The sequence below is a fragment of the Patulibacter brassicae genome (genome assembly GCF_033949425.1).
In the GTDB taxonomy this organism is placed as follows: Bacteria; Actinomycetota; Thermoleophilia; order Solirubrobacterales; family Solirubrobacteraceae; genus Patulibacter; species Patulibacter brassicae.
The window spans coordinates 58,973-83,553 of sequence record NZ_JAXAVX010000008.1; the positions used below are offsets into that span (position 1 = coordinate 58,973).

Below are 24,581 nucleotides of genomic sequence, written 5' to 3' on the forward strand. Positions count from 1 at the left end.
GGCCCTCGTGCGTTCCAGGAGCGGGCGACGGGAATCGAACCCGCCCTAAGAGCTTGGAAGGCTCCTGTGCAACCACAACACTTCGCCCGCGGTGCCCGACCAGTCTAGGCGCCGCACGCCGTCCCACGCCGCGTGGCCGACACGCACGGCACGTCCCGCGCGAGCACCTCGGCGGATCAGGGCAGGGCGACCGCCCGAGAACCGACGGGCGGCCGGCGGGCGCGCACCGCGTCTCGGGGGTGCGCACCGCGTCGCGGCCTCCCCCGCGTCGCCGGAGCGGCGCGCGCCGGACGAGCAGCGTCGCCACGCCAACCGCACCCGCTCACCCCGCGATCGGCGATCATGCGACGCCATGCCGCGCCTGGCCTACCTCGGACCCGCCGGGACGTTCACCCACCGCGCGGCCCTCGACCTCGCCCACGCGGGCGAGGAGCTCCTGCCGCTGGACCGGGCCGAGGAGGTCATCGCCACCCTCGCCGACGGCCGCGCCGACAGCGCCGTCGTGGCGTTCGAGAACAGCCTCGACGGGCCCGTCGCGGCGAACGTCGACCTGCTCATCGCCACCGGCGAGGACGTCGTCATCACCGCCGAGCGCGTGCTGGAGATCGCCTTCACGCTCTGGCGCCTGCCCGGCGACGAGACCCCGCTGCGGGGCGTCGCCTCCCACGCCGTCGGCCTGGCGCAGTGCGGCCGGTTCATCCGCGAGCACGGCCTGGAGACCCGCGCGGCCAGCTCGAACGCCGTCGCCTGCCGGGAGGTCGCCGAGGCCGCGCAGCCCGGGTGGGGCGCGCTGGCGGGGGCCGACGCCGGCGAGCAGTTCGGCCTCGTGGCCGCCGCGCACGGCCTGCGCGACGACGAGCGGGCCGCCACCCGCTTCCTGCGACTCGGACGCCGCTCGCCCGCCCCCACGGGCCGCGACCGCTCGATGTTCGTCCTGGACCCCGCCTCGGACCGGCCCGGCAGCCTCGCCGGGTTCCTCCAGGAGTTCGCGGCGCGCGGGATCAACCTCACCGCCATCAAGTCGCGCCCGACGAAGGAGCTGCTCGGCGAGTACGTCTTCCTCGTCGAGGCCCAGGGCCACCTGCGCGAGCCGCAGATGCGCGACGCCGCCCGGGCGCTCCTGCGCGCGTCGGTCGGCGTGCGGTTCCTCGGCAGCTACCCCGAGGACGCCGGGCGCCCCCGCCCCGCCCCGGCCGTCGATCCGGACGCGATCGGCAGCCGGCTGGACGAGATGCTCGCTCGGACCGACGAGCAGGCCGCCTCGTGAGCCCCCGCGTCGGGGTCTGCGGCCTGGGCCTCATCGGCGGCTCGCTGCTGCTCGGGCTGCGCGACGCCGGGCTCGCGGTCCGCGGCTGCGACGTCTGGCCCGACCCGCGCACGTGGTGCGAGGGTCACGGCGTCCCGGCCGACGGCTCACCGGAGGCGACCGCCCGTCAGGTCGACGTGCTCGTCGTCTGCGTGCCGCCTCACGCCACGGCGGCGGTCGTCGCCGCGGCGCTGGCGGCGTCGCCGGACGTCGTGGTGCTCGACGCCGCGTCGGTGAAGCTGCCGGTCGTCGACGAGGTCGCGCGCCGGGCCGGGCCCGACGCCGCCCGGTTCCTGCCCGGGCATCCGCTGGCCGGCGCGGAGCGCGGCGGGCACGACGCCGCCGACCCGGGGCTGCTGCGCGGCGCGCCGTGGGCGATCTGCCCGCCGCCCGTCGACGGCGATCGCCCCCTCGAGCCCCTGGTGACCGTCGCGCCGGTGCTCGAGGCGCTCGACGCGCGCCTGCTCGCCTGCGAGGCCGACGAGCACGACGACGCGCTGGCCGCGTCGAGCCACGCGCCCCACCTCGTCGCCGGCGCCAGCGCGCGGATCGCCGCCGAGCCGCCGGCCGGCGGACCGCTGGCCACCGCGCTGTCGGGCGGGGCGCTGCGCGACGTCACGCGCGTCGCCGGTGCGCCCGTCGGGCTCTGGGGCGAGGTGCTGCACGCGAACGCCGTGCCGACCGCCGAGATCCTCGACGCGACCGCCGAGCACCTGCGCGCCGCCGCCGACGCGCTGCGCGCCGGTGACCGCGACCGCCTGCACGCGCTGTGGAACGCCGGCGTCGCCGCGCAGGACGCGATCCAGGCCGCCCGCTGGCAGCCGCTGGCGTGGCAGCCCGCGGAGCTCGACGCGCGCTGGCCGGCGCTGCTGGACCTCGGCCGCGCCGGCGTCGCCGTGCGCTGGCCGCGGATCGTGGGCGACCGGTTGCGCGTGGAGCGCACCGTCCCCGCGACGCGATAGACCGGGGGCATGCGTCCGACCGCACGACCCCGCCCCGCGATCGCCCTGGCCGCCGTCGTCGCGCTGACCGGTGCCGCCGCGCTCACCGGCTGCGGCTCCGACGACGACGAGCCCGCGTCCTCCGCCACGACGAGCGCCACGAGCTCCGGCGGCGCGACGACGCCCACGGCGACCTCGCCCACCCCGACGATCGCGACCGTCACCGCGCAGGCCGACCCGCCGAGCCAGAGCGGGGGCACGCCGGTGCCGACGACCGCCACGCCGCAGCCCACGACCGAGGGCGAGCAGCCGAAGATCACCGTCGAGGGCGACGGCGCTCGCGCGACCGCCCCGGACTCCGGCATCGCCGAGCTCTGGTGCGACGCCGCTCGCCAGGGCGCCTACGCCGATCAGCTCGGCAGCGCGACGCGGTTCGTCATCACCGTCAGCGGCAGCGACGACGCCCGCACCTGCGAGCTGCCGCGCTAGGCCCCTCGAGGACGCGGTCCGGGCGCCCCGCGTCCCCCGCGCCCTCGCGCTCCGGCGGCCGGGACGACCGGCCGCCGCGGCCCGCGAGGGGTGGCTATCATGGCCGCTCCCCTGGGGGATTGGTGTATCGGTAACACGGCGGTCTCCAAAACCGCAACGCGAGGTTCGATTCCTCGATCCCCCGCCTCTCGACGCCCCGGCCCCGCCGGGGCGTTCGCGTTCCCGGACCGCCGGGCCGGTCCTGCGGCGCGCGCTGCCCCGGGAACGGCGTCGGCGGGCGTCCCGTGCGCCCGCTCACGGGGTCCGGGCGCGCGTGCCGTATGCTCGGTGGCAGGTCGGGCGTCCGCTCGACCGTCCAAGCAGTGCCGCGTCTTGCAGTTGTTGCCCTGAGCACCCTCAGCGTTACGCCCGCACAAACGCCGAAGGAGTGGTCGTATGGCGACCGGAACCGTGAAGTGGTTCAGCGACGAGAAGGGCTTCGGGTTCATCACCCCGAGCGAGCCGGGCAAGGACCTGTTCGTGCATCACAGCGCGATCCAGGGCTCCGGCTTCAAGACCCTCGCCGAGGGCGCGACGGTGAGCTACGACGCCGAGGAGGGTCCGAAGGGCCCGTCCGCGGCGAACGTCGTCGTCGTCGGCTGAGCCCGACCCGGACGTAGGACCTCGGCGGCGGACGGCGCGTCCGCGCCGCCGCCGAGCCCGGCCACCGCTCCTGCGCCCTCACGGGCGCGGTCGAGGGGTGGCGACCTGCCGAGCCCTGCTGCGGCGGACCAACGGTCACCCGTCCGGTGACGCGTCGGCCGCCAGGGACGCGCACCACCAGAGGAGGAGATCCCATGGGATCGAATCGCAAGAAGAAGACGACGTTCGCCAAGCTCAACCGCGAGCAGAAGCTGCGCGAGCGCCGCATCGAGAAGGCCCAGCGCAAGGAAGCGCGTCGCCTGCACGCCGGCGCCCCCGCCGAGCCCGTCCCGATGGACACCGAGGACTCCGGCGTCTGAACGCCCGACCGGGCCGTCCCCGGTCACCGCATCGTCCGAGCGCCCCGGCACCGCCGGGGCGTTCGCGTTCCCGGACCGGACCGCCGCGCTGCGCCGTGTCCCGGTGCCGGCCGGAACGCTCCGGGACGCCGAGCGTCCAGGCCCGTCACGCCGTCGGGGTCGCTGCCCTACCATCGGCCCGATGGCGTCGCGCGACGAGGTCAGCGCGGCGCGGGAGGTCGCCTACCGGGCCGCCCGGCAGGAGACCGGGGCTGCGCTGCGGAACTGGCTCTCCCACCCGCGGCAGCTCGCGCCCTGGGTCGCGATCAGCGCGCTGATCGCCGCGATCCTGCTCGTCGCGACGCTCGTCATCGGCAACGTCGCCCACGCCGACCCGAGCCGGGGCGGGCAGCTCATCGCCGCCGACCCACGCACCCGGTTCGCGGACATGACGTTCGTGTCGGGCCGCAACCTCACCGTGCTGCTGCTGCACCTCATGGTCTGCCTGGCGACGTACCTCGCGCGGCGGTCGCTGCCGCTGCAGGCGGAGGAGATGTCGGGGATGAACCGCGCGGTGCACCACCACGCCGCGGGTCCGGCGCTGATCGTCGTCGCCGGCCTGACGCTCTACTCGATCGGCCAGCAGGCCTACATCCTCGGCCACGCGCTCGCCGACGCCTCCTCGGTGCTCGGGATGTCGCCGGACGCCGTCCTGCTGCGGCTCCTGCCCCACGCGGTCCCCGAGCTCATCGCGGTCTTCCTGCCGCTGGCCGCGGCGCTGTGGCTGCAGCGCGAGGACCGCGCGCACGACCTGCTGGCGGCGACCGTCGCCTGCGCCATCATCGGCGTGCCCGTCGTCCTGGCCTCGGCCTGGATCGAGGTGGCCGTCGCGAGCCACTACTTCTAGCCGGTTGGGGCACGCCGTCCGGTCACCATGTCCGGTCCATGCGTCCGGTGCGGGACCCGCGCGGACGGGCTCCCGGGCATGCGGGCGGCGGGACTCGAACCCGCACGGCTCAGGGCCACCGGCTCCTAAGGCCAGCGTGTCTACCGATTCCACCACGCCCGCGGCGGCGCGCCATCCAGCGAATCCGCCTGCGACGGCGCCGCCAGGAAGTGTAGGCTCGCCCTCGCCATGCCGCCGCAGACGATCATCGAATGGCCGAATCGCGAGAAGAGCTCGAGCAAGCTCACCCGCGTGCTCGTCGTCGCGGCGCTCCTCGTGTCGACGATCCTCATCGGCATCGTGACGGTCAAGGGCTGGGACCTGCTGCAGGACGCGAAGTCCATCCAGGTCGTGTTCATGGCCGTGAACGTCATCTTCATCGTGCAGGTCCTGCGCTGGAGCCGCGGCGTGCTGCCGATGGCCGCGGGCCTCGCGACGTTCATCGGGATCTTCGCGCTCGTGTCGATCGACGGCTGGTACGCCCGTGATCAGCGCGGGTTCAAGGAGGCGTCGCTCTCCGCGGACCTCGGCTTCGTGACGATCCTCATCCTCCTCGCCCAGATCGTCGTGATCGTCGTGTCGATCATCGGCTTCTCGCAGAACTGGCAGACCGAGGTCGAGCACGAGGTCGGTGCCGGCGACGACGGCGTGCGCTCGAACCCGGGCAACGGCCAGCCGCTGCCCGCCTGACCGGCGCCCCGCCGTCCCGCGCGACCGCCGAGCGGTCGCGCCCGGCAGCACCCCGGCCCCGCGTGGGCCGGTTCGCGTTCTAGGGGCCTCTCTCCCGGGAGAGGCCCTAGGATCCCTCGCCGGGCCCCGGCCCGGCCATCCTGCCCGGATGGTGGAACGGTAGACACGGCGGACTCAAAATCCGCTGCCCGCGAGGGCGTGTGGGTTCGAATCCCACTCCGGGTACTCCCCGCCGCGACGGGCGGCGCGGGACCGCCGCCGGGCCACGGGGCCAGCTGGGCCGACCGGCGCCCCGACCGGCGCCGGCGCTACGGGATCCGATGGTTCCCGATCGTCGTCACCTCCGGCCCGGGCACCGTCGTGGTCCTCGACCCCGAGGCTGCGCCGATCGGTGGAGTCCAGCGCTGCCCGGATCCGGTCGGGCCTCGACGCCGCCAAACGTCAGGAGTTCGGATCAGGCCGGCGGCTCGGTGACGAGCTCCCGCAGCTCCGTCACGAGGCCCGACGGGCCGACGAGGATCCCGGGCTGCAGCGGGCCGAACGGCTCCAGGCGGACGACCTCCAGGCCGACGGCCTTCGCGAGCACCTCGCCCGCCGCCGTGTCCCAGGCCTTCACGCCGTACTCGAAGAACGCGTCGCCGCGGCCGGCGGCGACCCACGCGAGGTCCAGCGCGGCGGCCCCGGCGCGGCGCAGGTCGCGCACGCGCGGCAGCACGCGGGCGGCGATCGTCGCCTGCGCGCGGCGGACCTCGGCGTCGTAGCCGAACCCGGTGAGCACGAGCGCGTGGCCGAGCTCCACCGACGGGTCCCGCGGGACCAGCGGCACGCCGTCGAGCGTCGCGCGGCCGTCGGCCGTCGCGGCGAACGTCTCGCCGCGCAGCGGGTCCAGCACGACGCCGACGAGGCCCTCGCAGGCGACGCTCACGCACCACTGCGGCACGCCGTAGAGGAAGTTCACCGTGCCGTCGAGCGGGTCGACGATCCAGCGACGACCGGTGGTGCCCAGGACATCGTCGCCCTCCTCCCCCACGATCCCGTCGTCGGGGACCTGCTCGGCGAGCACCGCCCGGATCGCCCGCTCGCTCGCGAGGTCGGCCTCGCTGACGGGGTCGGTCGCCGTCGTCTTCGTGGCGATCCGCAGCGCGCCGATGTCGCCCGCGCGGGCGAGCAGCTCGGCCGCTCCGGCGCGGGCGGCGTCGAGCGCGACGTCCAGCAGCTCGTCGAGGTCGTGGTCGGCGGCGGCCGGCGTGCTCATCCCCTGCATCGTGGCAAGGACGGCGGCCGGGCCGGTCGCCAGCACGTGACCGCGTCGCCCGATCGGACGCTTCGCGCGGGTCCGCCGGTCATCGACGACGCGGCGACCCGCTGGCGCGCCGGACCCGCCTCAGACCGCGGTCGGCCGGCGAGCCGACCACGGGTCCTGGCGCTCGAGCTGGGCGGCGAGCGCCAGCAGCCGGCGGTCCTCGCCCGGGGGCGCGACGAGCTGCACGGCCATCGGCAGCCGCTCGTCGTCGAGGCCGACCGGCACGCTCGTGGCCGGGTAGCCGAGCGCGTTCCAGACCGGCAGCGTCGGCAACCGGAGCGCGACCGCGAGGGTCGTCGTCAGGCCGCCACGGCGCTGGAACGCGCCGATCCGCCACGGCCGCCCGACGAGCGAGGGCTGCAGCACGACGTCGACGTCGTCGAAGAACGCGAGCAGGTCGCGCGCGACCCGCGCGTGGAGGGCCGTCGCCCGCTCGAGCACCCCGTCGGGGATCGCGCGACCCATCCGCCACATGCCGCGGCTGCGGCGGTCGAGCCACTCCGGGTGCGGGAGCGTCGCGATGTCGTCGGCCGCGCCACGCAGGAACCGGACGAGGAACGCCGGCACCGCCGCGGGCGGGATCGGGAGCTCGCGCTCGACGACCTCGTGGCCCAGCGAACGCAGGCGCTCGGCGGTCTGCGCGACCGCCGCGCGGCGGCGGCGCTCGATCGGCGACGGGCCGGCCGGGCCCCGCCACGCCAGCGCGATCCGCAGCGGCGCCGGATCCGCGGCGACCGCGGCGCGGTAGGAGCCCGCGGGCGGTCCCTCGGCCGGGTCGCCGTCGCGGGCGCAGACGTCGAGGAACGCGGCGGTGTCGGCGACCGTCGGTGACAGCGCGCCGTAGACGCTCAGGCCGTTCCAGACCTCCTCGACCGGGTCCAGCGGGACGAGGTCGCGCGTGGGCTTGTGCCCGAGCAGCCCGCAGAACGCGGCCGGGATCCGGATCGACCCACCGCCGTCGGAGGCGGTCGCCAGGCCCACGACGCCCGCCGCGACCGCCGCGCCGCTGCCGCCCGACGAGCCGCCGGGCGTGTGGTCCAGCGACCACGGGTTGCGCGTGGCGCCGCGCGTCAGCGTCTCGGTGAACGGCCAGATGCAGCGCTCCGGGACGTTCGTGCGCCCCACGAGCACCGCACCCGCCTCGCGCAGCCGGGCGATGAACGCCGCGTCGGCGGCCGGCGGCGGGAACTGCGCCCGGCCGCCGAAGCCGGTCGGGTCCCCGGCGACGTCCGCGTCGTCCTTCACCGCGACCGGCACGCCGAGCAGCGGCGTGCGCTCGCCGGCGTCCAGGCGCTCCTGCGCGGCGCGGGCCGCCGCCCGCGCCCCCTCGGCGTCGACGCGGCGGAAGGCGTTGAGCTGGGGCTCGACGGCCTCCAGCCGCGCGAGCACCGCCTCCAGCAGCTCGGGCGCGGTCACCGACCCCTCGCGCAGCGCCGCCGCCTGGGCGCTGGCGCCGGACCACAACAGCTCGTCGGTACTCATCGGCGGCCACGCTACCCCAGCCGCGACGGGACCCCGCCGGCGCGCTGGTAGAACCGGGCGATGAGCCAGGACGCGCCCCGCCCCGTCGCCGTCGTCACCGGCGCCTCCAGCGGCATCGGCGCCGCCACGGCCCGGCGCCTGGCCGCCGACGGCTTCGACGTCGTGCTCGGCGCGCGGCGGACCGACCGGATCGCGGCGATCGCCGACGAGATCGGCGGCCGTGCCCACGCGCTCGACGTCACCGACGAGGCCTCGGTGGCCGCCTTCGCGGCGTCGGTCGGGCCGTGCGCGGTGCTCGTGAACAACGCCGGCGGCGCGAGCGGCCTGGAGCCGATCGCCGACGCCGACCTCGAGCGCTGGCGGGCGATGTACGAGGTGAACGTCCTCGGGCTGGCGCGCGTGACGCAGGCGCTGCTGCCGGCGCTGGAGGCCTCCGGCGACGGGCGGATCGTGAACGTCGGCTCGATCTCGGCGTTCGAGACCTACCCCGGCGGCGCCGGCTACACCGGCACGAAGCACGCCGTCGACGCCCTGAACCGGACGCTGCGGCTCGAGCTGCTCGGCCGCCCGGTGCGCGTGATCGAGATCGACCCGGGCGCGGTGGAGACGGAGTTCTCCGTCGTGCGCTTCGACGGCGACGAGGACCGCGCCGCCGAGGTCTACCGTGGCATGACGCCGCTGGAGGCCGACGACGTCGCCGACGTCATCGCCTTCGCCGTGACGCGCCCGGCGCACGTGAGCCTCGACCGGATCGTGCTGCGCCCGCGCGACCAGGCGACGGCGCGCGACATCCACCGGCGCGACGACGCTTGACCCGGCGCCTCGCCGGCCGCGGCCCGCATCCGCGCGTCGCGCTCGGACGCTGTGGCGGTCCCGGGCACCGGGATGCCCGATCGTTCGACCGGCCGCCGGGGGTCGGGGCCCCGGCGTCGTCCGACGGCCCACGGGTCGGAGCGGCCCGGGGGTCGGTCGCCGGGCGGCTCAGCGGTCCTCGGGCGGCGGCAGCAGGACCGGCCGCCGCAGCGGGACCGGCTCGGCCTCCGGGCGCCCGGTGACCGCGTCCGGGTCGCGGACGGGGTGGCGCACCGGCCGCAGGCCGACGACGAGCAGCAGCAGCCCGACGCCGAGCAGCAGGGCCGGCCAGCCGAGCAGGCCGTCGCCGCCGTCGGCGACGACCGCGAGCGCCACGAGCAGCGCGATCGCGCCGAGCCAGCCCGGTCCCTGCTCGCGGACCGCCGAGGAGAGCCCCACGAGCACGAACCCGAGGCTCAGCAGCAGCGCCTCCCACCCCCACGCCGCGCCGCCCGGCTCGGCGGGCAGGCCGAGCGGGTCGCGCAGCGCGGCGACCGTCGGCAGCAGGAAGCTCGCGCCGAGCGCGATCGCCACCGCGGCGAGCACGTCGGCCAGCACGACCGCCTCGCGGTAGCGGTGGTCCAGGCGCACGAGGATCGCCGGGACGAGCCCGAGCGCCATCGCCAGCAGCGCCCAGCGCAGGACGTCCAGCGGCGCGTCCGGCGCGGAGACCGCGATGGCCGCGCCGGCGAGCGTCACGGCCACGAGGACCGCGCGGACCAGCAGCGAGAGCACCGACCCGCGCGCGACCGCGAGGCTCACCCACGGCACGCCCGCGGCGGCGGCGACCGCGACGACGGGCGCCGCCTCGGCGTCCGGCGCGACGAGCAGCGTCAGGTGCGCCGTGGCGGCCACGAGCGCCAGGCCGCTGAGCGCGTGGAGGACCTCCTGGTAGGCGCGCAGGCGGGGGGCCTCGCGCGGCGATCCCCAGGCCAGGACGCCCGTGAGGAGGGCGAGCGTCGCCGTCAGCCCGAGGCGGGCGGCGGTCGTCAGATCCAGACGCAGCTCGACCTCGACGACGAACGCCGCGAGCACGACGGCGGCGGCGCCGACGGTGTTGCCGCGGTGAGGACGAACGAGCATCGACCCCTCCTATACTCCCCCGTCGTGCCCGGTCCCGTTGCGATCCTCGGTGGAACCGGTCAGCTCGGCTTCGGGCTGGCCCTCAGGCTCGCGCATGCGGGCACCGGAGTGATCATCGGGTCACGCGATGCCGCGCGTGCCGAGGAGGCCGCGCACCGCGCCCTGGGCGCCGTCCCGGGCGGCGACATCCGGGGCCTCGCCAACGACGAGGCGACCGCCGCCGCCGCGCAGGTCGTCGTGCTTGCCGTGCCGTTCTCGAGCCAGGCCGCGACCCTCAAGGGGCTCGCCGAGGTCCTGCGCGAGGACCAGATCGTCCTCGACGCGACCGTGCCGCTCGCGCCCGCCATCGGCGGCAAGCCGACGCAGCTCGTCGGCGTCTGGCAGGGCTCCGCCGCCCAGCAGGCGCAGTCCCTCGTCCCCAAGGGCGTGCGCGTCGTCTCGGGGCTGCACACCCTCTCGGCCGACCTCCTGGCCGACCTCGAGCACCCGCTCGACCAGGACACCCTGATCTGCGGCGACCGCAAGGCCGACAAGCAGGTCGTCATCGAGCTCCTGTCCGTGATCGACGGCCTGCGCGCCGTCGACGGCGGGCGGCTCGAGCAGTCCCGGATCGCGGAGTCGCTCACCGCGATGCTGATCGGCGTGAACATCCGTCACAAGACGCACGCCGGCATCCGCATCACGGGGATCGAGTGACCTCCGGGGCGGTCGTGGTCCTCGCCGGCGGGACCGGCGGGGCGAAGCTCGCCCGTGGTCTGCTGGACCACGCGGGGAGCGACCTCGTCGTGCTCGCCAACCCGGGCGACGACGTCGAGATCCACGGGGCGCACGTCGCGCCCGACGCGGACCTCGTGACGTTCTGGCTCGCCGACCGGATCGACGAGCGGGGCTGGGGCCTGGCCGACGACACGTTCGCGGCGATGGACATGCTGCGCGAGCTCGGCGACGAGATCTGGTTCAACCTCGGCGATCGCGACCTCGCGCTCTGCCTGCGCCGCGCGCGGCGACTGGCCGACGGCGCGACGATGACCGAGGTCCTCGCCGAGCACGCCGCGGCGCTCGGCGTCGCCGCCCGGGTGCTGCCGCCCAGCGACGAGCCGGTCCGCACGCTCGTGCAGGCCGACGACCGCTGGTGGGACTTCCAGGAGTTCATGATCCGACGGCTGCGCATGCCCCCGGAGCCCGTCGTCCAGGACGTCCGCTTCGTCGGGGCGCAGGACGCGCAGGCGACCGCGGAGGCCCTCGCGGCGATCGGCACCGCCCGCGCGATCGTCGTCGGCCCCTCGAACCCCGTGATCTCGATCCGCCCGATCCTCGCCGTCCCCGGCATCGAGGACGCGATCCGCGCCAGCGCGGCGCCGGTCGTGGCCGTCGCCCCGTTCGTGGAGGGCGCCGTGGTGAAGGGCCCGACGGCGTCGTTCCTGCACTGGGCCGGCGTCAGCGCCGACGCGCTCGGGACCGCCCGCTACTACGGCGACCTGCTGGACGGCCTCGTGACGGACGAGCCGATCCCGAGCCCCGGCGGCCTGGCGCTGCGCGTGACCGACACGCTGCTCGGCGACCCGGACGCGCGCCGCCGCGTGGCGGGCGAGGTCCTCGCGTTCGCCGACGAGCTCCGCGCGACGACGGAGGGGACGGCGTGAAGACGATCGCGATCGTTCCCGTGAAGCGCTTCGCGAACGCGAAGACGCGCCTGGCCGACGCGCTGCCCGCCCGCTCGCGCGTCGCGCTCATGCAGGCGATGGTCACCGACGTCCTGATCGCGCTGCGACGCGCCCAGCTCGTCGACGGCGTCGTCGTGGTGACCGGCGAGGAGATCGCCGAGCAGATCGCCGTGAACTACGGCGCCGAGGTCGTCACCGACCAGCAGGACCAGGGCCACAGCGCCGCCGTCGCCGCGGGCATCCAGTGGGCCGTGGGACGGGGCGCCGAGCGCGTCCTGCTCGTCCCGGGCGACTGCCCCGTGCTCGATCCCGACGAGGTCGACGGCCTGCTCGCCGCCGACCCGGCCGCGACGGCGGACGCCGCCGCCCCGCTCGGTCCGGAGGTCACGATCGTCCCGGACCGCCACGGGACGGGCACGAACGGCCTGGTCCTGCGCCCGCCGGGGATCATGGCCGCCGCCTTCGGGCCCGGCAGCCGCGCGCGCCACGCCGAGGCCGCGCGGGCCGCGGGCGCCGCGGTCTACGAGGCCGAGCCGCGGAGCCTCGTGCTCGACGTCGACACCGGCGAGGACCTCGAGGCGCTGCGCCAGCACCTCGAGGAGCATCGCGGCGGGGCGTCGCACACCCGCGGCCTGCTGCCGCGGATCCTGTGAGCGGCGCGGACCTCACCGTCCGCGCGCTGCCGCCGCTGCCGGAGGTCCGCCCCGGCGACGACCTCGCCGCCCTGCTCACGGCGGCGCACCCCGCGCCCTTCCCCGACGACGCCGTCCTCGTCGTCTCGCACAAGGTCGTGTCGAAGGCCGAGGGCGCCGTCGTGCGCCTGGCCGACGTCGTGCCCTCACCCCGCGCGCGGGAGCTCGCCCGCGAGCTCGACAAGGACCCCGCGGTCGTCGAGGTCGTGCTGGGACAGACGCGCGAGGTCGTCCGCGCCCGCCGCGGCGTGCTCATCTGCCGCACCCACCACGGGTTCGTCGCCGCTCACGCCGGCGTCGACGGGTCGAACGTCGCCGCGGGCTCCGTCGTCACGCTGCCGGTGGACCCCGACGCGTCGGCCCGCCGGCTGCGCGACGCGCTGCCCGGCCGGCCCGCGGTCGTCATCGCCGACAGCTTCGGCCGGCCGTGGCGCCACGGCCAGGCCGAGGTCGCGATCGGCTGCGCCGGGCTCGTGGCGCTCGACGACCGGCGCGGCCAGGCCGACCGCGAGGGCCGGGAGCTCCTGGCCACGCAGATCGCGATCGCCGACCACGTCGCCGGCGCCGCCGACCTCGCGCGGCTGAAGGACGACGGCCGGCCGGCGGTCCTCGTCACCGGGCTCGCGCGCTGGCGCACCGACGAGCACGGGCCGGGCGCGGCGACGCTCCGGCGCGCCGCCGACGAGGACCTCTTCGGCGCCGCCTGACCGGCCCGGCGGCGCGCCCGAGGCGCCCGTCGCGACCGGCGGCACGCGCGCGGGAGAGGGGCCCCTCGCGCGCGACGCTCGACCGGTCCGCGCGCTGACGCGTCCGGATTCACGCGAGGGTCACGGCGTGGTCACCCGGCCCGCATCGGCCGACCGTAGGTTCGCGCCGCGAGGTCCGTCCGGCCTCGCGCATCCCGTCCCCGTCCCCACGGCGAACACACATGATCCGTCCCTCGCGCGCCGTCCACGGCGCGCTCACGGTCGCGGGCCTGCTGCTCGTGACCGCCATCGCGGCGCCGCCGGCGTCCGCCTCCCCCTCGGGCGTCGTCATCGACGAGGTCCGCTTCCGCGGACCTGCCGGCGGCAACGACGAGTTCATCGAGCTGCGGAACGCGTCCGCCGCCGCCGTCTCGATCGGCGGCTGGAAGATCCAGGGCGCGAACAACGCCGGCACGAACAGCGTCCGCGCGACCGTCCCGGCCGGCACGAGCCTGCCGGCGGGTGGCCGCTACCTCATCGCGAACACCGCCGCGAGCGGCTACTCGGGCGCGGCGACGCCCGACCTGACCTATGCCACGGGCATCACCGACACCGGCGGCATCCAGCTGCGGACCGCCGCCGACGCCGTCGAGGACGCCTTCGGCAGCACGCAGGCGCCTGCGGCGTACCGCGAGGGCGCCGGGCTCGCGCTCCCGACGAGCAGCTCGGGCGACGTCTCCCACGGACGCGACGCCCTCGGCGCCGACACGAACGACAACGTCGCGGACTTCACGGTCCGGAACCCGGCGACCCCGCAGGCCTGCGGCGCCGCCTGCGGCGGAGGCCCGGATCCCGAGGACCCGGCGGTCACGCCGATCCATGCGATCCAGGGCAGCGGCGCCACGAGCCCGAAGACCGGTCAGGCGGTGACGATCGAGGGCGTCGTCACCGGCATCGACGACGAGATGGGCGCGAACTTCACGACGACGTTCCCCGAGGACGCCGGGGTGTACGTCCAGACCGAGCCCGGCAAGGAGGACGCCGACCCGGCGACCTCCGAGGGGATCTTCGTCGGCTACGTCCGCGGGCCCGGCAACGACCGCGAGCAGCTCCTGGGCAAGAAGGTCCGCATCAACGGCCAGGTCAAGGAGAAGTTCGGCCTGACGATGATCGCCGAGACCACCGGCCAGGAGCCGCAGATCCTCGGCGACGGCGTGCTGCCGCCCCCGGTCGTCCTGGACCGCGCGAAGGCCGACGCCCAGGCGGTCGCCTCCGACGGCACGCGGACGTACTACGAGTCCCTCGAGGGCATGCGCGTGACGCTCGCCGCGGGCACCGCCAACAGCGGCGGCACGACGAAGTTCGGCGAGCTCTTCGTCACGCCCGGCGACGCGAAGGGCCGGATCTTCCGCCAGGACGAGGCACCCAGCCTGCTGGCGCTCGTCGACGACGCCGGCGCGGGCGACCCGAGCAACCCGCACGTCCGCCCGCCCTCGACGACGCTCGTGCGCGGCAACCTCTTCGCGACGGTCCGGGACGCGACGGGCCCGCTCGGCTTCGGCTACGCGAACTACGGCATCGTCGTGCAGGAGACCGGCAAGCCGACGGTGACCGAGGACGGCGACGTCCCCGCCGTTCCGACGCTGCCCGCCCCCGCCGCCGGCCAGGTCCGCGTGGCCGGGTTCAACGTCGAGAACCTCTTCCCGCCGGGGGCCGAGCTCGATCTGCGCACGGTGACGCAGGCCGAGTACGACGAGAAGCTCGACGGCCTCGCGGTCGCGATCAGGGACCGCATGCGCGCTCCCGAGGTCGTCGCGGTCCAGGAGATCGGCGACAGCCAGGGCACGGCCGGCAACCGATCGAGTCGCGACGTCCTCGCGGACCTCGCGGCGCGGATCGGCGGCTACACCGCCCACGCGGAGGAGGGCCGTGACGAGCGCGGCATCGACGTCGGCTTCCTCGTGAAGGACGGCGTCACCGTTCACGGCGCCGCGCGCCAGGTCGGGCGCGACGTCGTCACCAGCGGTGGACTGACCTGCGGCGACACGTCGTTCCTCTTCGACCGGCCGCCGCTGGCGCTCGAGGTCGAGCCGCGCCCGGGCCTGCGCTTCACGGTCCTCAGCAACCACTTCGCCTCGAAGTCGTCGGTCGACGGCTGCCGCGTGCAGCAGGCGACCGTCGTGCGGCAGGAGGCCGAGCGGCTGAAGGCCCTCGGCCAGGAGACGATGGTCGTCGGCGACCTCAACGCCTTCGAGGACGAGTCGCCGCTGACGACCGCCACCCAGGGCGGCACGCTGACGAACCTCTGGAGCCAGGTCCCGGAGCAGGAGCGGTACAGCTTCGCCTACCAGGGCCGCCTGCAGACGCTCGACCACGCGCTCGTGACCTCCGGCCTGCTGCCGGCGGTCCGCGACGTCCGCTACGCCCACGTCTCCAACGACTACGCGGAGAACGCCGCGCTCGGGCTCCACGTCTCCGACCACGACCCGCCCGTGGTGACCCTCGGCGCCGCCGTCGGCCCGCAGGTCGAGGCGACGACGCCGACCTTCGCCGATCAGGCGGCGAGCACGATCGGCGCCGCGCAGGCCGTGACGGTGCGGAACGTCGGTGACGCCCCGCTGGAGATCGCGAAGCTGCGGATCACCGACGAGGACGACGCATCGGCCGACGACTTCCTCCTCAGCGGCGATCGCTGCACCGGCGAGGAGCTCGCCCCGGACGCCCGCTGCACGGTGCGGATCCGGTTCGCGCCGGGCCGGGCCTCGACGACCTCGACGGCGATGCTCGTCCTGACCACGAACGCCGGCCCATACGAGGTGCCGCTCACCGGCACGAGCACGACCCTGCCGCAGGGCCCGGGCGGCGATCCGGGTCCCGAGGGACCCGAGGGCCCGGAGGGACCGACCGGCCCGCAGGGACCGACCGGCCCGCAGGGTCAGGCCGGCACGAACGGGCGGGACGGCGTCGACGGGACGAACGGCGCGGACGGCAAGGCCGGAACGAACGGCAAGGACGGGGCCACCGGTCCCGCCGGGCCGGCCGGTCCACGGGGCCCTGCCGGCGAGCGCGGGCCGGCCGGGCTGGCGATCGACATCGGCGTCCTCCTCGGGTCCGAGCGCTCCGCCGGGTCCCGGGTGATCGTTCGCCGGGGCAGCCGCGCCCGCGTGCAGGTCGCGCTGCGCAACGCCGGCACGACGGCCGTGGCCCGCGCGCGGCTCGAGCTGCGCGTGCCGCGCGCCCTCTCCGGGCGCAGGCGCACCCAGGCGGCTCGCACGACGGTGGCCCGGGTCGCCGCCGGCACGTCGCGCACCGGCCGGCTGACGCTGCGCGTCGGCGCGAAGGCCCGGCGCGGCACCTACCGCGTGCCGGTCCGCGTGACCGTCGGCAACCGCACGGTCGAAGAGGCGCTGCGGATCACGGTCCGCTAGCAGCGGGCGCGCCGGGCACCGGTGCCCGGCGCGCCCGCCGACCGCGGCCGAATCGGCTCAGTTGATCTCGGCGACCTTCAGCTGCCGGTCGCCGCGCGGGGTCTTCACGGTGACCGTCTCCCCCAGGCGCCGGCCGATGATCGCCTGGGCGACCGGCGACTCGATCGAGAGCTTGCCCGAGGAGACGTCCGCCTCGGCGGCGCCGACGAGCGTCCAGACCTGCTCGCGGCCCTTCTCCTCATCGACGAGCTTCACCGTCGCGCCGAAGCCGACCTCGCTCTCGTCGGTCGAGATCTCGGTCACCACCGCGTTGCGCAGGCGCTCGGCGAGCACCGCGATCCGCGTCTCGAGGTGCGCCTGGTCGTCCTTGGCCTGGTGGTACTCGGCGTTCTCCTTCAGATCGCCGAGCTCCCGGGCGCGCTGGATCCGCGCCGCGATGTCGCGCCGCTTGGGACCCTCGAGCTCGTCGAGCTCGGCCTTCAGGGCCTCGAGGCCCTCGGGCGTGATCGACTCACCGGCGGTGCTCATCACCCCACCGTAACGTGCCCGCTGCGCCGCCGTCCGCCCCCGCGGAGGCCGTCGATGCTCCGGCTCAGCGGCCCGCGGCGCCGGACGCGACCGGCAGCGGGTGCTCCCGGCGGATCGCGTACAGCGTCGAGCGCTCGGCGGCCGGGCGGCCCGCGGCGTGGGCGGCGGCGATGAGCTCGGGCGGGTCGCGCCGGACGCCGTGATCGGCGCCGGCCAGCCGCGAGATGTTCTCCTCCATGAGCGTCCCGCCGAGGTCGTTGACGCCCCAGCGCAGCGCCTCGGTCGCGCCCTCGAGGCCCATCTTCACCCACGACGCCTGAACATTGGCGATCGTTCGGCCCAGGGCGAGCCGGAAGACGGCGGTGTGGCGCAGGTTGTCCTCGATCGACAGCTCCTGCACGCCGTGCGTCCGGCCCAGGCGCGTCTGGAAGGGGATGAAGGAGAGCGGCACGAACTCCGTGATCCCGCCGGTGCGCTCCTGCACGCCGCGCACCACCTGCATGTGGCGGGCGAGCTCCCACGGCTCCTCGATGTGGCCGAACATCACCGTCGACGTCGAGGGGACGCCGGCGCGGTGCGCGGCCTCGATGACCTCGACCCACCGCGACGCCGGCAGCTTGTTCGGCGAGATCCGCTGACGGACGCCGTCGTCGAGGACCTCCGCCGCGGTGCCCGGGGTCGATCCGAGACCGGCCTCCAGCAGCGCCGCGAAGACCTCCGGCAGCGAGAGCCCGGAGATCGTCGTCATGTGGTCGACCTCCATCGGGCTGAACGCGTGGAGGTGCAGCTCGGCGCCGTGCCGGCGGCCCTCCTCCTTCGCGCGGCGCAGCCAGTGCAGGTAGTCCTCCAGCGCCCAGTCCGGATGGATCCCCGACTGGATGCACAGCTCGGTCGCGCCGTACGCCACCGCCTCCTGCACCCGGCGGGCGAACTCCTCCTCGCCGACGTCGTAGGCGTCCGGGGAGCGCTTGGACTGCCCGAACCCGCAGAACGCGCAGCCGACGGTGCAGACGTTCGAGATGTTGATGTTGCGGTTCACCACGAAGGTGACCGTGTCGCCCGCCAGCTCGGCGCGCAGCTCGTCGGCGGCGCAGCGGATCTCCTCGACCGCGGACGGGTCGCGCTCGACGAAGAGCGCGGAGAGCTCCTGCTCGCTCAGCGCCACGCCGTCGCGGGCCTGCTCCAGCGCCGGCGCGACGAGGTCGCGGTCGATGACGAACGGCGCCTCCCCCCGCCCGCTCTTGCCGCGCGGGATGAACGACCAGTACTTCACGGTGATCGTGTCGAGCACCGCCCGATCGATCCACTCCTCGTCGATGTACTTGCCGTAGACGCAGAGCCGCTCGCTCAGCGCGACGCCCTGCGGCTTGAGCAGGTCGCGGACCTGGGCCGGCGAGGGGAACGGGTGCTCGGGCGAGATGTGGTCGCCGTTGGCGCTGAGGCCGCCGAGGTCGGTCGCACCGGCGGCCACGAGCCGCGGCCACCAGTCGGCGAGGTTCGGCGGGATCTGGATCCCGACGTCGGGCATGAGCCGCCGCGTCTCCGCGACGAGCTCCTCCATGTCCTCCACCGTCACGGGGCACGCCCAGGACGGCAGGTCCAGCTGCGGCGAGTCCTTCCACCCCAGGTCGGAGACCTCGGCGATCCCCGTGCGCCAGTAGTCGCGCGCCGCCGCGTCGGCGATCGCTCCTACGTCGCGCCCGTAGTAGCGCTCGTGGGGGACGAAGTTCTGCAGGATGATCTCCTGCAGGTGGCCGTGCTCGCGCTGGACCTCGGCCAGCGCCGCGAGCGAGTCGAAGCGCTCCTGCCGCGTCTCGCCGATGCCGACGAGGATCCCCGTCGTGAACGGGATCTTCAGCTCGCCGGCCGCGCGCAGCGTCGCCAGCCGCCGCTGGGGGTGCTTCGACGGCGACCCGGCATGCACCGTGTCCATCAGCCGCTCGCTGATCGACTCGAGCATCACGCCCTGCGACGCCGTCACGGTGCGCAGGCGCTCCAGCTGCTCCCGCGAGACGGCGCCGAGGTTCGTGTGCGGCAGCAGCCCCCGCTCCAGCGCGCGCTCGCCCGCCCACACGACGTAGGCGGTGAAGTCCTCGTAGCCCCACTCCCGCAGCTGCCGCAGGACGCCGGGGTGGGAATCCGGCTCCTCCCCCGTGAGGATCAGCAGCTCCTTCGCGCGGCGCTTGACCGCCTCGTCGAGGATCTGCTCGACCTCGGCCGGCGGGTGCAGATGCGGCTTGCGGGTCGCGAACGCGCAGTACTTGCAGACCGACGAGCACGTTCGCGACAGCGACAGCGTGTGGTTCCTGGAGAAGGTGACCCGCCGACTCACCCGCCGGAGTGTACGAACCCGCTCCCCCGGGCCGGTGTCGCCGGGCGAACCCCCGGCCCGTCCGTCCGGTGCGCAGGACACATGAACCGCGCGACGCGCCGCCGCCCGGGTCGGGACCATCCCGGGCATGTCTGGATCGCAGGACCCTCGCCGCCCGTCCACCCACGACGCTCGTCCGCTCCGCCGACGACCGCTCGGGGTGGTGATCCGGCCGCTGCTGCTCCTCGCGAGCGTGGCGCTGCTGGCGGGCTGCGGGGGATCGGGCGGAGACGACCCCGAGGCGACGACGACGTCCGCCGCCGCGCCGCCGGCGTCGCTGACCCTGACGCTCGACTTCGTGCCCAACGCCGTGCACTCCGGGCTCTACCTCGCGCAGCAGCGCGGGCTCTTCGCCCGCGAGGGCGTCGACCTGCGGATCCGCGTCCCCGGCACCGGCAGCGACAACGTCAAGGCCCTGAGCACCGGACGCACCGACCTGGCGATCATGGACATCCACGACGTCGCGCTCGCGCAGCAGGAGGGCGCCCGGCTGGTGGCCGTCGGCGCGCTCGTGCAGCGGCCGCTCGCCTCGCTCGTGGCCGCGCCCGACGTCGCCCGCCCGCGGGACCTCGAGGGCCGGCGCGTCGGCGTCACCGGACTGCCGAGCGACGACGCCGCGGTCGACCAGATCGTGCGCGGCGACGGCGGCGACCCCCGTCGCGTGCGGCGCGTGACGATCGGCTTCGAGTCGGTGAAGTCCGTGCTCTCCGGGCGCGTGCAGGCCGCGACGGCCTTCTGGAACGCCGAGGGCGTCGCGCTGCGCATCCGTCGTCCGCGCACGCGGATCTTCCGGCTCGACGAGTTCGGTGCGCCGCGCTACCCCGAGCTGCTCCTCGTGACGACGCCCGATGCGCTGCGGCGCCAGCGGCCCGTGATCGAGCGCTTCCTGCGCGCCGCCGCCCAGGGCACGCAGGAGGCCGCCACCGCGTCGACCGCGCAGTCCGCCGCCGTCGTCGAGGCGCTGAGCGCCGGGGCCGGCGAGCAGGCGGTCGATCCGCAGACGGCGGCCGACCAGCTCGCCGCGGTGCGCCCGGCGCTCCTGGACCCCGACGGAGAGGCGCTGACGATCGACCGCGCCGCGATGCGCCGGTGGGCGGCGTGGGAGACGCGCGTCGGGATCACGCGCCGCGCGCCGGACGTCGACGCGCTCGTCTGGTCGGGGGCGCCCGGACGCTGAGCGAGGGGTGTGGCGCGCCCCACCGCCCCTCCCCGGACGGTGGCGGCGCGCACATCGCGACGGCCCCTACGGTGCTCGCGTGCCGAACCGGGTCCGCCGTCCACCGCTGCTGCGCCGCCTGCTCCTGCCGGCGCTCGGCGCCGCGCTGCTCGGGCTGCCGGCCCCGGCCGGCGCCGCGCCGAACCCGGCGCCCGCGACGCTGCCGACGACCGACCGGATCTTCTCGACGATCGAGGACCTCGTGGCGATCGGACCGCGGCGGACGGGCACCGAGGCGGGCCGGCGCGCGGCCTCCTACGTCGCGGAGCGGTTCCGCAAGGCCGGCCTCGAGGGCGTCGGCCTGCTGCGCGCGCCCTCCTACGACTGGCACGCCGACCGCTGGGGCCTCTCCTTCGACGGCCAGGCGATCGACGCGTTCCCCGTCTCGCACTCCGCGGTGCCCGACAAGACCGCGACCGGCGCGCTCGGCACCGGTCCCGACGGGATCCGCGCGGAGATGGTCGACATCGGCCACGGCTTCGCGCCGAAGCTCGGGCCGAGCCTCAAGGGCAAGATCGCCGTCTTCGACCTGCGGTTCGTGCTGCCGCTCGCGGGGCTCACGCCGTTCGTGGAGTTCTTCCACGATCCGAAGCTCACGTTCCTCAACCCGCTGTCGACGTTCCTCACCGGCAACCCGTACGTCACGACGATGACCGACGCGGTGAAGGCGGCGCAGGACGCCGGGGCCGTCGGGTTCGTCGGGATCCTGCACGACTACTTCGACTCGAACCGGTACCACAACGAGTACTACCGCCGGGCGAAGGTCGCGATCCCCGGGATGTGGGTCACGAAGCGCGACGGCGGGCGCCTGCGCGCCATGATGCAGCGCAACCCGAAGGGCACCGGGCGGCTCGTGCTGGAGGCCCAGCGCCGCCGGGTCCTCTCCGACACCGTCATCGGCTACCTGCCCGGCAAGACCGACGACGTCGTGCAGATCCAGTCCCATCACGACTCGGTCGGGCCGGGCGCCGTCGAGGACGCGTCGGGCACCGCGGAGGTCATCGCGCTCGCCGAGCACTTCGGCGCCCAGGGCGCGCGGAAGCGGCAGAAGACGCTGATGTTCACGACCTTCGACACGCACTTCACCGGCTACCAGGGGCACGAGGAGTTCGCCCGCCGGTACATCTCCGAGCGCCGCGACGCCCGCCGGATCGTCGCCAACGTCACGATCGAGCACGTCGGCAAGCAGGCGCGGATCACCGACGGCGGCAAACTGCAGGTCCTCGACCAGACCGAGCCACGCGGCATCTTCGAGAACCTCAGCCTGCCGCTGAAGGGCAAGCTCATCGGCAACGTCGTGCGCAACGACCTGCAGGGCACCGCGGTCCTCAACGGCACGCTGCCGCAGCTCGTCGGCGGGATCCCGACCGACGCCTCCTTCGCGCTCATCTCGGGGATCCCGACGGTGAGCCTCATCGCGGGACCCGCCTACATGTACGACGAGCAGGACACGCTCGACAAGATCGACAAGGCGCAGCTGCGCCCGGTCGCGCAGGCCTTCGCGGAGCTCGTGAACGACCTGGACCCCGTGCCCGGCGCCGAGATCGGGCTGATCCCCGGCGTCGCCGGCAAGCGCGTCGCCGGCGACCCGTGGCCGCTGGAGCCGGCGCCGCCGTTCACGACCCCGGTCGCCCCGGCGCCCGGGCCGGCCTGCGTCGCCGCCCCGCGCGGCCGGCCGGCCCGCGGGCTGACGCTGCGTCCGCGGTCGGGCCGGGTGCTGCTGCGCTTCGTCGCCCGCCGGGCCGGGACGGTGACCGTCGTGGGGCGGGACCGCCGCGGCCGCCGGCTGGCCCGGCGCACGGTCCGCACGACCGCCTGCGGGACCCGGACCGTCCGCCTGCCGCGTGGCGTCGTCGCCGTGCAGGTGCGCGACCGCCGCGGCGCGGCGACCGCGCGACGCTAGGCAGCATCGGGGCGGCGCGCGAACCGGCGCGCCGTCTCACCGTCGGCCGGTCAGTGGGCGCGGAGGCGGCGGAACTCCTGGCGCGCCGTCTCGCCGCGGGCGGGCGGGCCTGGGGTCAGGGCCGATCAGTGGGCGCGGAGACGACGGAACTCCTGGCGCGCCGTCTCGCCGCGGGCGGGCGGGCCTGGGTCAGGGCCGGTCAGTGGGCGCGGAGACGACGGAACTCCTGGCGCGCCGTCTCGCCGCGGGCGGGCGGGCCTGGGGTCAGGGCCGATCAGTGGGCGCGGAGGCGGCGGAACTCCTGGCGCGCCGTCTCGCCTCGTCCCCACATCTGGACCGCCTCGGCGCGGCCGACGCGGACGTCGCGCACGACGAGCTCGCCCTCGAAGCCGGCCTCGTCGAGCAGCCGCAGCGCGCTGAGCACCGCGGTCGGGGCGGCCGCGTGGCCGAACCGGTGCGCCACGAGCACGCGCCAGTGCCAGTCGTGGCGCGAGTAGGGCTGCGCGTTGCAGGTCGTCGTGAGGTACGTCGCCGCCTCGACGTAGCGGTCCTCGTCCGTGATCCGCAGATCGAGGGTGAGGTCGGTCCAGTCGTCGGGCAGCGAGTCGAGGACCCGCTGGAAGGTGTCGGCGAGCGCCATCGCCCCCGATGATACGACGCGTGGCGCCGCCCGGAGCGGCGCCCGGTCCCTCGCACCCCCGTGCCGGCGGATCGGCCGTCGGGACGCGGCCCGCCGACCCGGTGCGGGCGATCATCTAGGCTCGATCGAGCCATGAGCGATCCGCCCCAGCGCCCGATCGCCGTCGTCCCTCCGCCCGCCGCCGCGGCCACGCCCGCCGACGCGCCGCAGGTCGCCGAGGGCCACCGGCGCCTGACCACCGACGTCGGCCTGCTCGACCGGTCCGCGTCGGGCAAGCTCGCCCTGACGGGCGAGGACGCCGCGTCGTTCCTCACCGGCCAGGTGACCGCCGACGTGGAGGGCCTCGCCCCCGGCGAGGGGAGCTACGCGGCGCTCCTGACGCCGAAGGGGAAGATCGTCTGCGACCTGCGGGTCCTCGCGATCGGCGAGGGCGCCGCGCCCGAGGAGCTGCTGCTGCTCTGCGAGCGCAGCGGCCTGCAGGCGCTGTTCGACCACCTGCGCCGGCACCTCATCGGCTTCCGGGCCGAGCTGCACAAGCGGACGCTGCAGCAGGGCCTCGTCTCCGTCGCCGGACCGCGGACGGGCGAGGTGCTGGGCGACCTCCTGACCGGCCTCGGCGAGCGCGAGCACGACCACCGCGCCACGGCGCTCGACGGCGTCCGGGTGCGCGTCGTGCGCACCGACGTCGGCGTCGACGTCGTCGCGACCGCCGAGGACGTGCGGCGCGTGCTCGCCGCGCTCGAGGCCCGCGGGATCGCGCCGGTCCCGGCCGCCGCGTTCGAGATCCTGCGCGTCGAGTCGGGGCGCCCCCTGCTGGGCCACGAGCTCGACGACTCGGTGATGCCGGCCGAAGCGGGCATCGTCGAGCGCGCCGTGAGCTTCACGAAGGGCTGCTACATCGGCCAGGAGACCGTCGCGCGCCTGCACTGGCGCGGCCGGCCGAACCGCCACCTGCGCGGCCTGCTGCTCGAGGACGCGGTGCCCGAGGCGACGGTGCTCGTCGACGACGGGCGCGAGGTCGGGCGGGTCACGACGGTCGTGCACTCGCCGCGGCGCGGCCCGATCGCGCTCGGGCTGCTGCGGCGCGAGATCGAGCCCGGCGACGTCGTCACCGCCCGTCCGACGAGCGCCTCCCCCGTGCGCGCGCGCGTCGTCGCGCTGCCGTTCGCGGACGAGCCGCGCGGGCCCGTCGTCGGTTGACCGGCCCCGGCGCGCAGCCCACGCCGGCGGCGCCTCGCGCGGACCCCGCGCCGGCCGACGGCCGCCGGAGCGGCGCCGTGCTGGACACCCCGTCCGGGCACACCGTCTCCTCCGACGCCGTCCGCTCGGCTAGGGTTGCGAGCAGCCGCGGCGCCGCCGCCGGCGTTCCGCGACTGGGGAG

General features: G+C 75.8%; 22 protein-coding genes and 4 tRNA genes. 18 read left to right on the forward strand and 8 right to left on the reverse strand.

The genetic code is table 11. The annotated features are described in order from the left end of the window. Positions 1 to 19 precede the first annotated feature (19 nt). Positions 20 to 90: transfer RNA gene (locus SK069_RS14345), tRNA-Gly, on the reverse strand. A 262-nt stretch (positions 91 to 352) separates the two neighbouring features. On the opposite strand from SK069_RS14345, the gene pheA reads away from it, so the two are divergent. The 7 genes from pheA to SK069_RS14380 all read left to right on the forward strand — a co-directional run bounded on the left by pheA (position 353) and on the right by SK069_RS14380 (position 4,623). Beyond that, positions 353 to 1,267, forward strand: a complete 915-nt coding sequence (gene pheA / locus SK069_RS14350; protein WP_319954935.1) for a prephenate dehydratase — start codon at positions 353 to 355, stop codon at positions 1,265 to 1,267. Continuing rightward, positions 1,264 to 2,268: a prephenate dehydrogenase gene (locus tag SK069_RS14355; protein ID WP_319954936.1), complete on the forward strand. Its 1,005-nt coding sequence runs from the start codon at positions 1,264 to 1,266 to the stop codon at positions 2,266 to 2,268. Before pheA ends, SK069_RS14355 begins: the two co-directional genes overlap by 4 nt. A 9-nt stretch (positions 2,269 to 2,277) precedes the next feature. Then, positions 2,278 to 2,736: a hypothetical protein gene (locus SK069_RS14360; protein WP_319954937.1), complete on the forward strand. Its 459-nt coding sequence runs from the start codon at positions 2,278 to 2,280 to the stop codon at positions 2,734 to 2,736. 113 nt (positions 2,737 to 2,849) lie between these two features. Next, a tRNA-Trp gene (locus tag SK069_RS14365) sits at positions 2,850 to 2,920 on the forward strand. A gap of 251 nt (positions 2,921 to 3,171) precedes the next feature. After that, positions 3,172 to 3,378 carry a cold-shock protein gene (locus tag SK069_RS14370; protein WP_319954938.1) on the forward strand — a complete coding sequence of 69 codons (207 nt, stop codon included), beginning with the start codon at positions 3,172 to 3,174 and terminating at the stop codon, positions 3,376 to 3,378. A gap of 194 nt (positions 3,379 to 3,572) precedes the next feature. After that, the gene (locus SK069_RS14375) at positions 3,573 to 3,737 is read left to right on the forward strand and encodes a hypothetical protein (RefSeq protein ID WP_319954939.1); all 165 of its coding nucleotides are present in this window, start codon (positions 3,573 to 3,575) and stop codon (positions 3,735 to 3,737) included. Positions 3,738 to 3,918: 181 nt separating this feature from the next. Next, positions 3,919 to 4,623, forward strand: a complete 705-nt coding sequence (locus SK069_RS14380) for a hypothetical protein (RefSeq protein ID WP_319954940.1) — start codon at positions 3,919 to 3,921, stop codon at positions 4,621 to 4,623. 79 nt (positions 4,624 to 4,702) lie between these two features. On the opposite strand, the gene SK069_RS14385 is transcribed toward SK069_RS14380, so the two are convergent. After that, a tRNA-Leu gene (locus SK069_RS14385) sits at positions 4,703 to 4,785 on the reverse strand. A gap of 66 nt (positions 4,786 to 4,851) precedes the next feature. Here SK069_RS14385 and SK069_RS14390 point away from each other — a divergent pair. Continuing rightward, positions 4,852 to 5,352 carry a hypothetical protein gene (locus tag SK069_RS14390; RefSeq protein WP_319954941.1) on the forward strand — a complete coding sequence of 167 codons (501 nt, stop codon included), beginning with the start codon at positions 4,852 to 4,854 and terminating at the stop codon, positions 5,350 to 5,352. A gap of 142 nt (positions 5,353 to 5,494) precedes the next feature. Continuing rightward, positions 5,495 to 5,577 (forward strand) — tRNA-Leu (locus SK069_RS14395). A 229-nt stretch (positions 5,578 to 5,806) separates the two neighbouring features. On the opposite strand, the gene SK069_RS14400 is transcribed toward SK069_RS14395, so the two are convergent. Both SK069_RS14400 and SK069_RS14405 read right to left on the reverse strand, forming a co-directional pair. After that, complete coding sequence (locus SK069_RS14400; RefSeq protein ID WP_319954942.1) at positions 5,807 to 6,607, reverse strand: inositol monophosphatase family protein; 801 nt, start codon at positions 6,605 to 6,607, stop codon at positions 5,807 to 5,809. A 129-nt stretch (positions 6,608 to 6,736) separates the two neighbouring features. Then, positions 6,737 to 8,137 (reverse strand): amidase family protein, encoded by a 1,401-nt coding sequence (locus SK069_RS14405; RefSeq protein ID WP_319954943.1) that lies wholly within the window; start codon positions 8,135 to 8,137, stop codon positions 6,737 to 6,739. A 60-nt stretch (positions 8,138 to 8,197) separates the two neighbouring features. Here SK069_RS14405 and SK069_RS14410 point away from each other — a divergent pair, with 60 nt between their 5' ends. Continuing rightward, positions 8,198 to 8,950: an SDR family oxidoreductase gene (locus SK069_RS14410; protein WP_319954944.1), complete on the forward strand. Its 753-nt coding sequence runs from the start codon at positions 8,198 to 8,200 to the stop codon at positions 8,948 to 8,950. A 168-nt stretch (positions 8,951 to 9,118) separates the two neighbouring features. On the opposite strand, the gene SK069_RS14415 is transcribed toward SK069_RS14410, so the two are convergent. Continuing rightward, positions 9,119 to 10,072 carry a hypothetical protein gene (locus SK069_RS14415; protein WP_319954945.1) on the reverse strand — a complete coding sequence of 318 codons (954 nt, stop codon included), beginning with the start codon at positions 10,070 to 10,072 and terminating at the stop codon, positions 9,119 to 9,121. A gap of 24 nt (positions 10,073 to 10,096) precedes the next feature. On the opposite strand from SK069_RS14415, the gene npdG reads away from it, so the two are divergent. From npdG to SK069_RS14440, 5 genes are all read left to right on the forward strand, one after another. Then, positions 10,097 to 10,768, forward strand: coding sequence for an NADPH-dependent F420 reductase (gene npdG, locus SK069_RS14420; protein ID WP_319954946.1), 672 nt, complete (start codon positions 10,097 to 10,099; stop codon positions 10,766 to 10,768). Continuing rightward, positions 10,765 to 11,715 (forward strand): 2-phospho-L-lactate transferase CofD family protein, encoded by a 951-nt coding sequence (locus SK069_RS14425; protein ID WP_319954947.1) that lies wholly within the window; start codon positions 10,765 to 10,767, stop codon positions 11,713 to 11,715. Before npdG ends, SK069_RS14425 begins: the two co-directional genes overlap by 4 nt. Continuing rightward, on the forward strand, positions 11,712 to 12,389 hold the full coding sequence (gene cofC, locus SK069_RS14430) for a 2-phospho-L-lactate guanylyltransferase (RefSeq protein ID WP_319954948.1): 678 nt from the start codon (positions 11,712 to 11,714) through the stop codon (positions 12,387 to 12,389). The genes SK069_RS14425 and cofC overlap by 4 nt, the downstream gene beginning before the upstream one ends. Beyond that, positions 12,386 to 13,135, forward strand: a complete 750-nt coding sequence (gene cofE, locus SK069_RS14435; RefSeq protein WP_319954949.1) for a coenzyme F420-0:L-glutamate ligase — start codon at positions 12,386 to 12,388, stop codon at positions 13,133 to 13,135. Before cofC ends, cofE begins: the two co-directional genes overlap by 4 nt. A 221-nt stretch (positions 13,136 to 13,356) precedes the next feature. After that, positions 13,357 to 16,542, forward strand: coding sequence for a lamin tail domain-containing protein (locus SK069_RS14440; protein ID WP_319954950.1), 3,186 nt, complete (start codon positions 13,357 to 13,359; stop codon positions 16,540 to 16,542). Positions 16,543 to 16,599: 57 nt separating this feature from the next. Here SK069_RS14440 and greA read toward each other — a convergent pair whose 3' ends face one another. Next, positions 16,600 to 17,070 (reverse strand): transcription elongation factor GreA, encoded by a 471-nt coding sequence (gene greA, locus SK069_RS14445; RefSeq protein WP_319954951.1) that lies wholly within the window; start codon positions 17,068 to 17,070, stop codon positions 16,600 to 16,602. 64 nt (positions 17,071 to 17,134) lie between these two features. Beyond that, positions 17,135 to 19,402 carry a 5-amino-6-(D-ribitylamino)uracil--L-tyrosine 4-hydroxyphenyl transferase CofH gene (gene cofH, locus SK069_RS14450; RefSeq protein WP_319954952.1) on the reverse strand — a complete coding sequence of 756 codons (2,268 nt, stop codon included), beginning with the start codon at positions 19,400 to 19,402 and terminating at the stop codon, positions 17,135 to 17,137. A 202-nt stretch (positions 19,403 to 19,604) separates the two neighbouring features. Here cofH and SK069_RS14455 point away from each other — a divergent pair, with 202 nt between their 5' ends. Next, positions 19,605 to 20,618 (forward strand): ABC transporter substrate-binding protein, encoded by a 1,014-nt coding sequence (locus SK069_RS14455; RefSeq protein WP_319954953.1) that lies wholly within the window; start codon positions 19,605 to 19,607, stop codon positions 20,616 to 20,618. Positions 20,619 to 20,697: 79 nt separating this feature from the next. After that, positions 20,698 to 22,560: a M28 family metallopeptidase gene (locus tag SK069_RS14460; RefSeq protein ID WP_319954954.1), complete on the forward strand. Its 1,863-nt coding sequence runs from the start codon at positions 20,698 to 20,700 to the stop codon at positions 22,558 to 22,560. A gap of 274 nt (positions 22,561 to 22,834) precedes the next feature. On the opposite strand, the gene SK069_RS14465 is transcribed toward SK069_RS14460, so the two are convergent. Next, a complete protein-coding gene (locus SK069_RS14465; protein ID WP_319954955.1) occupies positions 22,835 to 23,200 on the reverse strand; it encodes a hypothetical protein in 366 nt (121 codons plus the stop codon). Positions 23,201 to 23,332: 132 nt separating this feature from the next. On the opposite strand from SK069_RS14465, the gene ygfZ reads away from it, so the two are divergent. Continuing rightward, a complete protein-coding gene (gene ygfZ, locus SK069_RS14470) occupies positions 23,333 to 24,400 on the forward strand; it encodes a CAF17-like 4Fe-4S cluster assembly/insertion protein YgfZ (protein ID WP_319954956.1) in 1,068 nt (355 codons plus the stop codon). The last annotated feature ends 181 nt before the right edge of the window (positions 24,401 to 24,581 follow it).

What these genes read in the sequence shown, in the direction of transcription:
- pheA (WP_319954935.1), top strand. Translation starts at nt 353, where the DNA reads ATGCCGCGCCTGGCCTACCTCGGACCCGCCGGGACGTTCACCCACCGC.
- SK069_RS14360 (WP_319954937.1), top strand. Translation starts at nt 2,278, where the DNA reads ATGCGTCCGACCGCACGACCCCGCCCCGCGATCGCCCTGGCCGCCGTC.
- SK069_RS14370 (WP_319954938.1), top strand. Translation starts at nt 3,172, where the DNA reads ATGGCGACCGGAACCGTGAAGTGGTTCAGCGACGAGAAGGGCTTCGGG.
- SK069_RS14375 (WP_319954939.1), top strand. Translation starts at nt 3,573, where the DNA reads ATGGGATCGAATCGCAAGAAGAAGACGACGTTCGCCAAGCTCAACCGC.
- SK069_RS14380 (WP_319954940.1), top strand. Translation starts at nt 3,919, where the DNA reads ATGGCGTCGCGCGACGAGGTCAGCGCGGCGCGGGAGGTCGCCTACCGG.
- SK069_RS14390 (WP_319954941.1), top strand. Translation starts at nt 4,852, where the DNA reads ATGCCGCCGCAGACGATCATCGAATGGCCGAATCGCGAGAAGAGCTCG.
- SK069_RS14400 (WP_319954942.1), bottom strand. Translation starts at nt 6,607, where the DNA reads ATGAGCACGCCGGCCGCCGCCGACCACGACCTCGACGAGCTGCTGGAC.
- SK069_RS14405 (WP_319954943.1), bottom strand. Translation starts at nt 8,137, where the DNA reads ATGAGTACCGACGAGCTGTTGTGGTCCGGCGCCAGCGCCCAGGCGGCG.
- SK069_RS14410 (WP_319954944.1), top strand. Translation starts at nt 8,198, where the DNA reads ATGAGCCAGGACGCGCCCCGCCCCGTCGCCGTCGTCACCGGCGCCTCC.
- SK069_RS14415 (WP_319954945.1), bottom strand. Translation starts at nt 10,072, where the DNA reads ATGCTCGTTCGTCCTCACCGCGGCAACACCGTCGGCGCCGCCGCCGTC.
- SK069_RS14440 (WP_319954950.1), top strand. Translation starts at nt 13,357, where the DNA reads ATGATCCGTCCCTCGCGCGCCGTCCACGGCGCGCTCACGGTCGCGGGC.
- greA (WP_319954951.1), bottom strand. Translation starts at nt 17,070, where the DNA reads ATGAGCACCGCCGGTGAGTCGATCACGCCCGAGGGCCTCGAGGCCCTG.
- SK069_RS14465 (WP_319954955.1), bottom strand. Translation starts at nt 23,200, where the DNA reads ATGGCGCTCGCCGACACCTTCCAGCGGGTCCTCGACTCGCTGCCCGAC.
- ygfZ (WP_319954956.1), top strand. Translation starts at nt 23,333, where the DNA reads ATGAGCGATCCGCCCCAGCGCCCGATCGCCGTCGTCCCTCCGCCCGCC.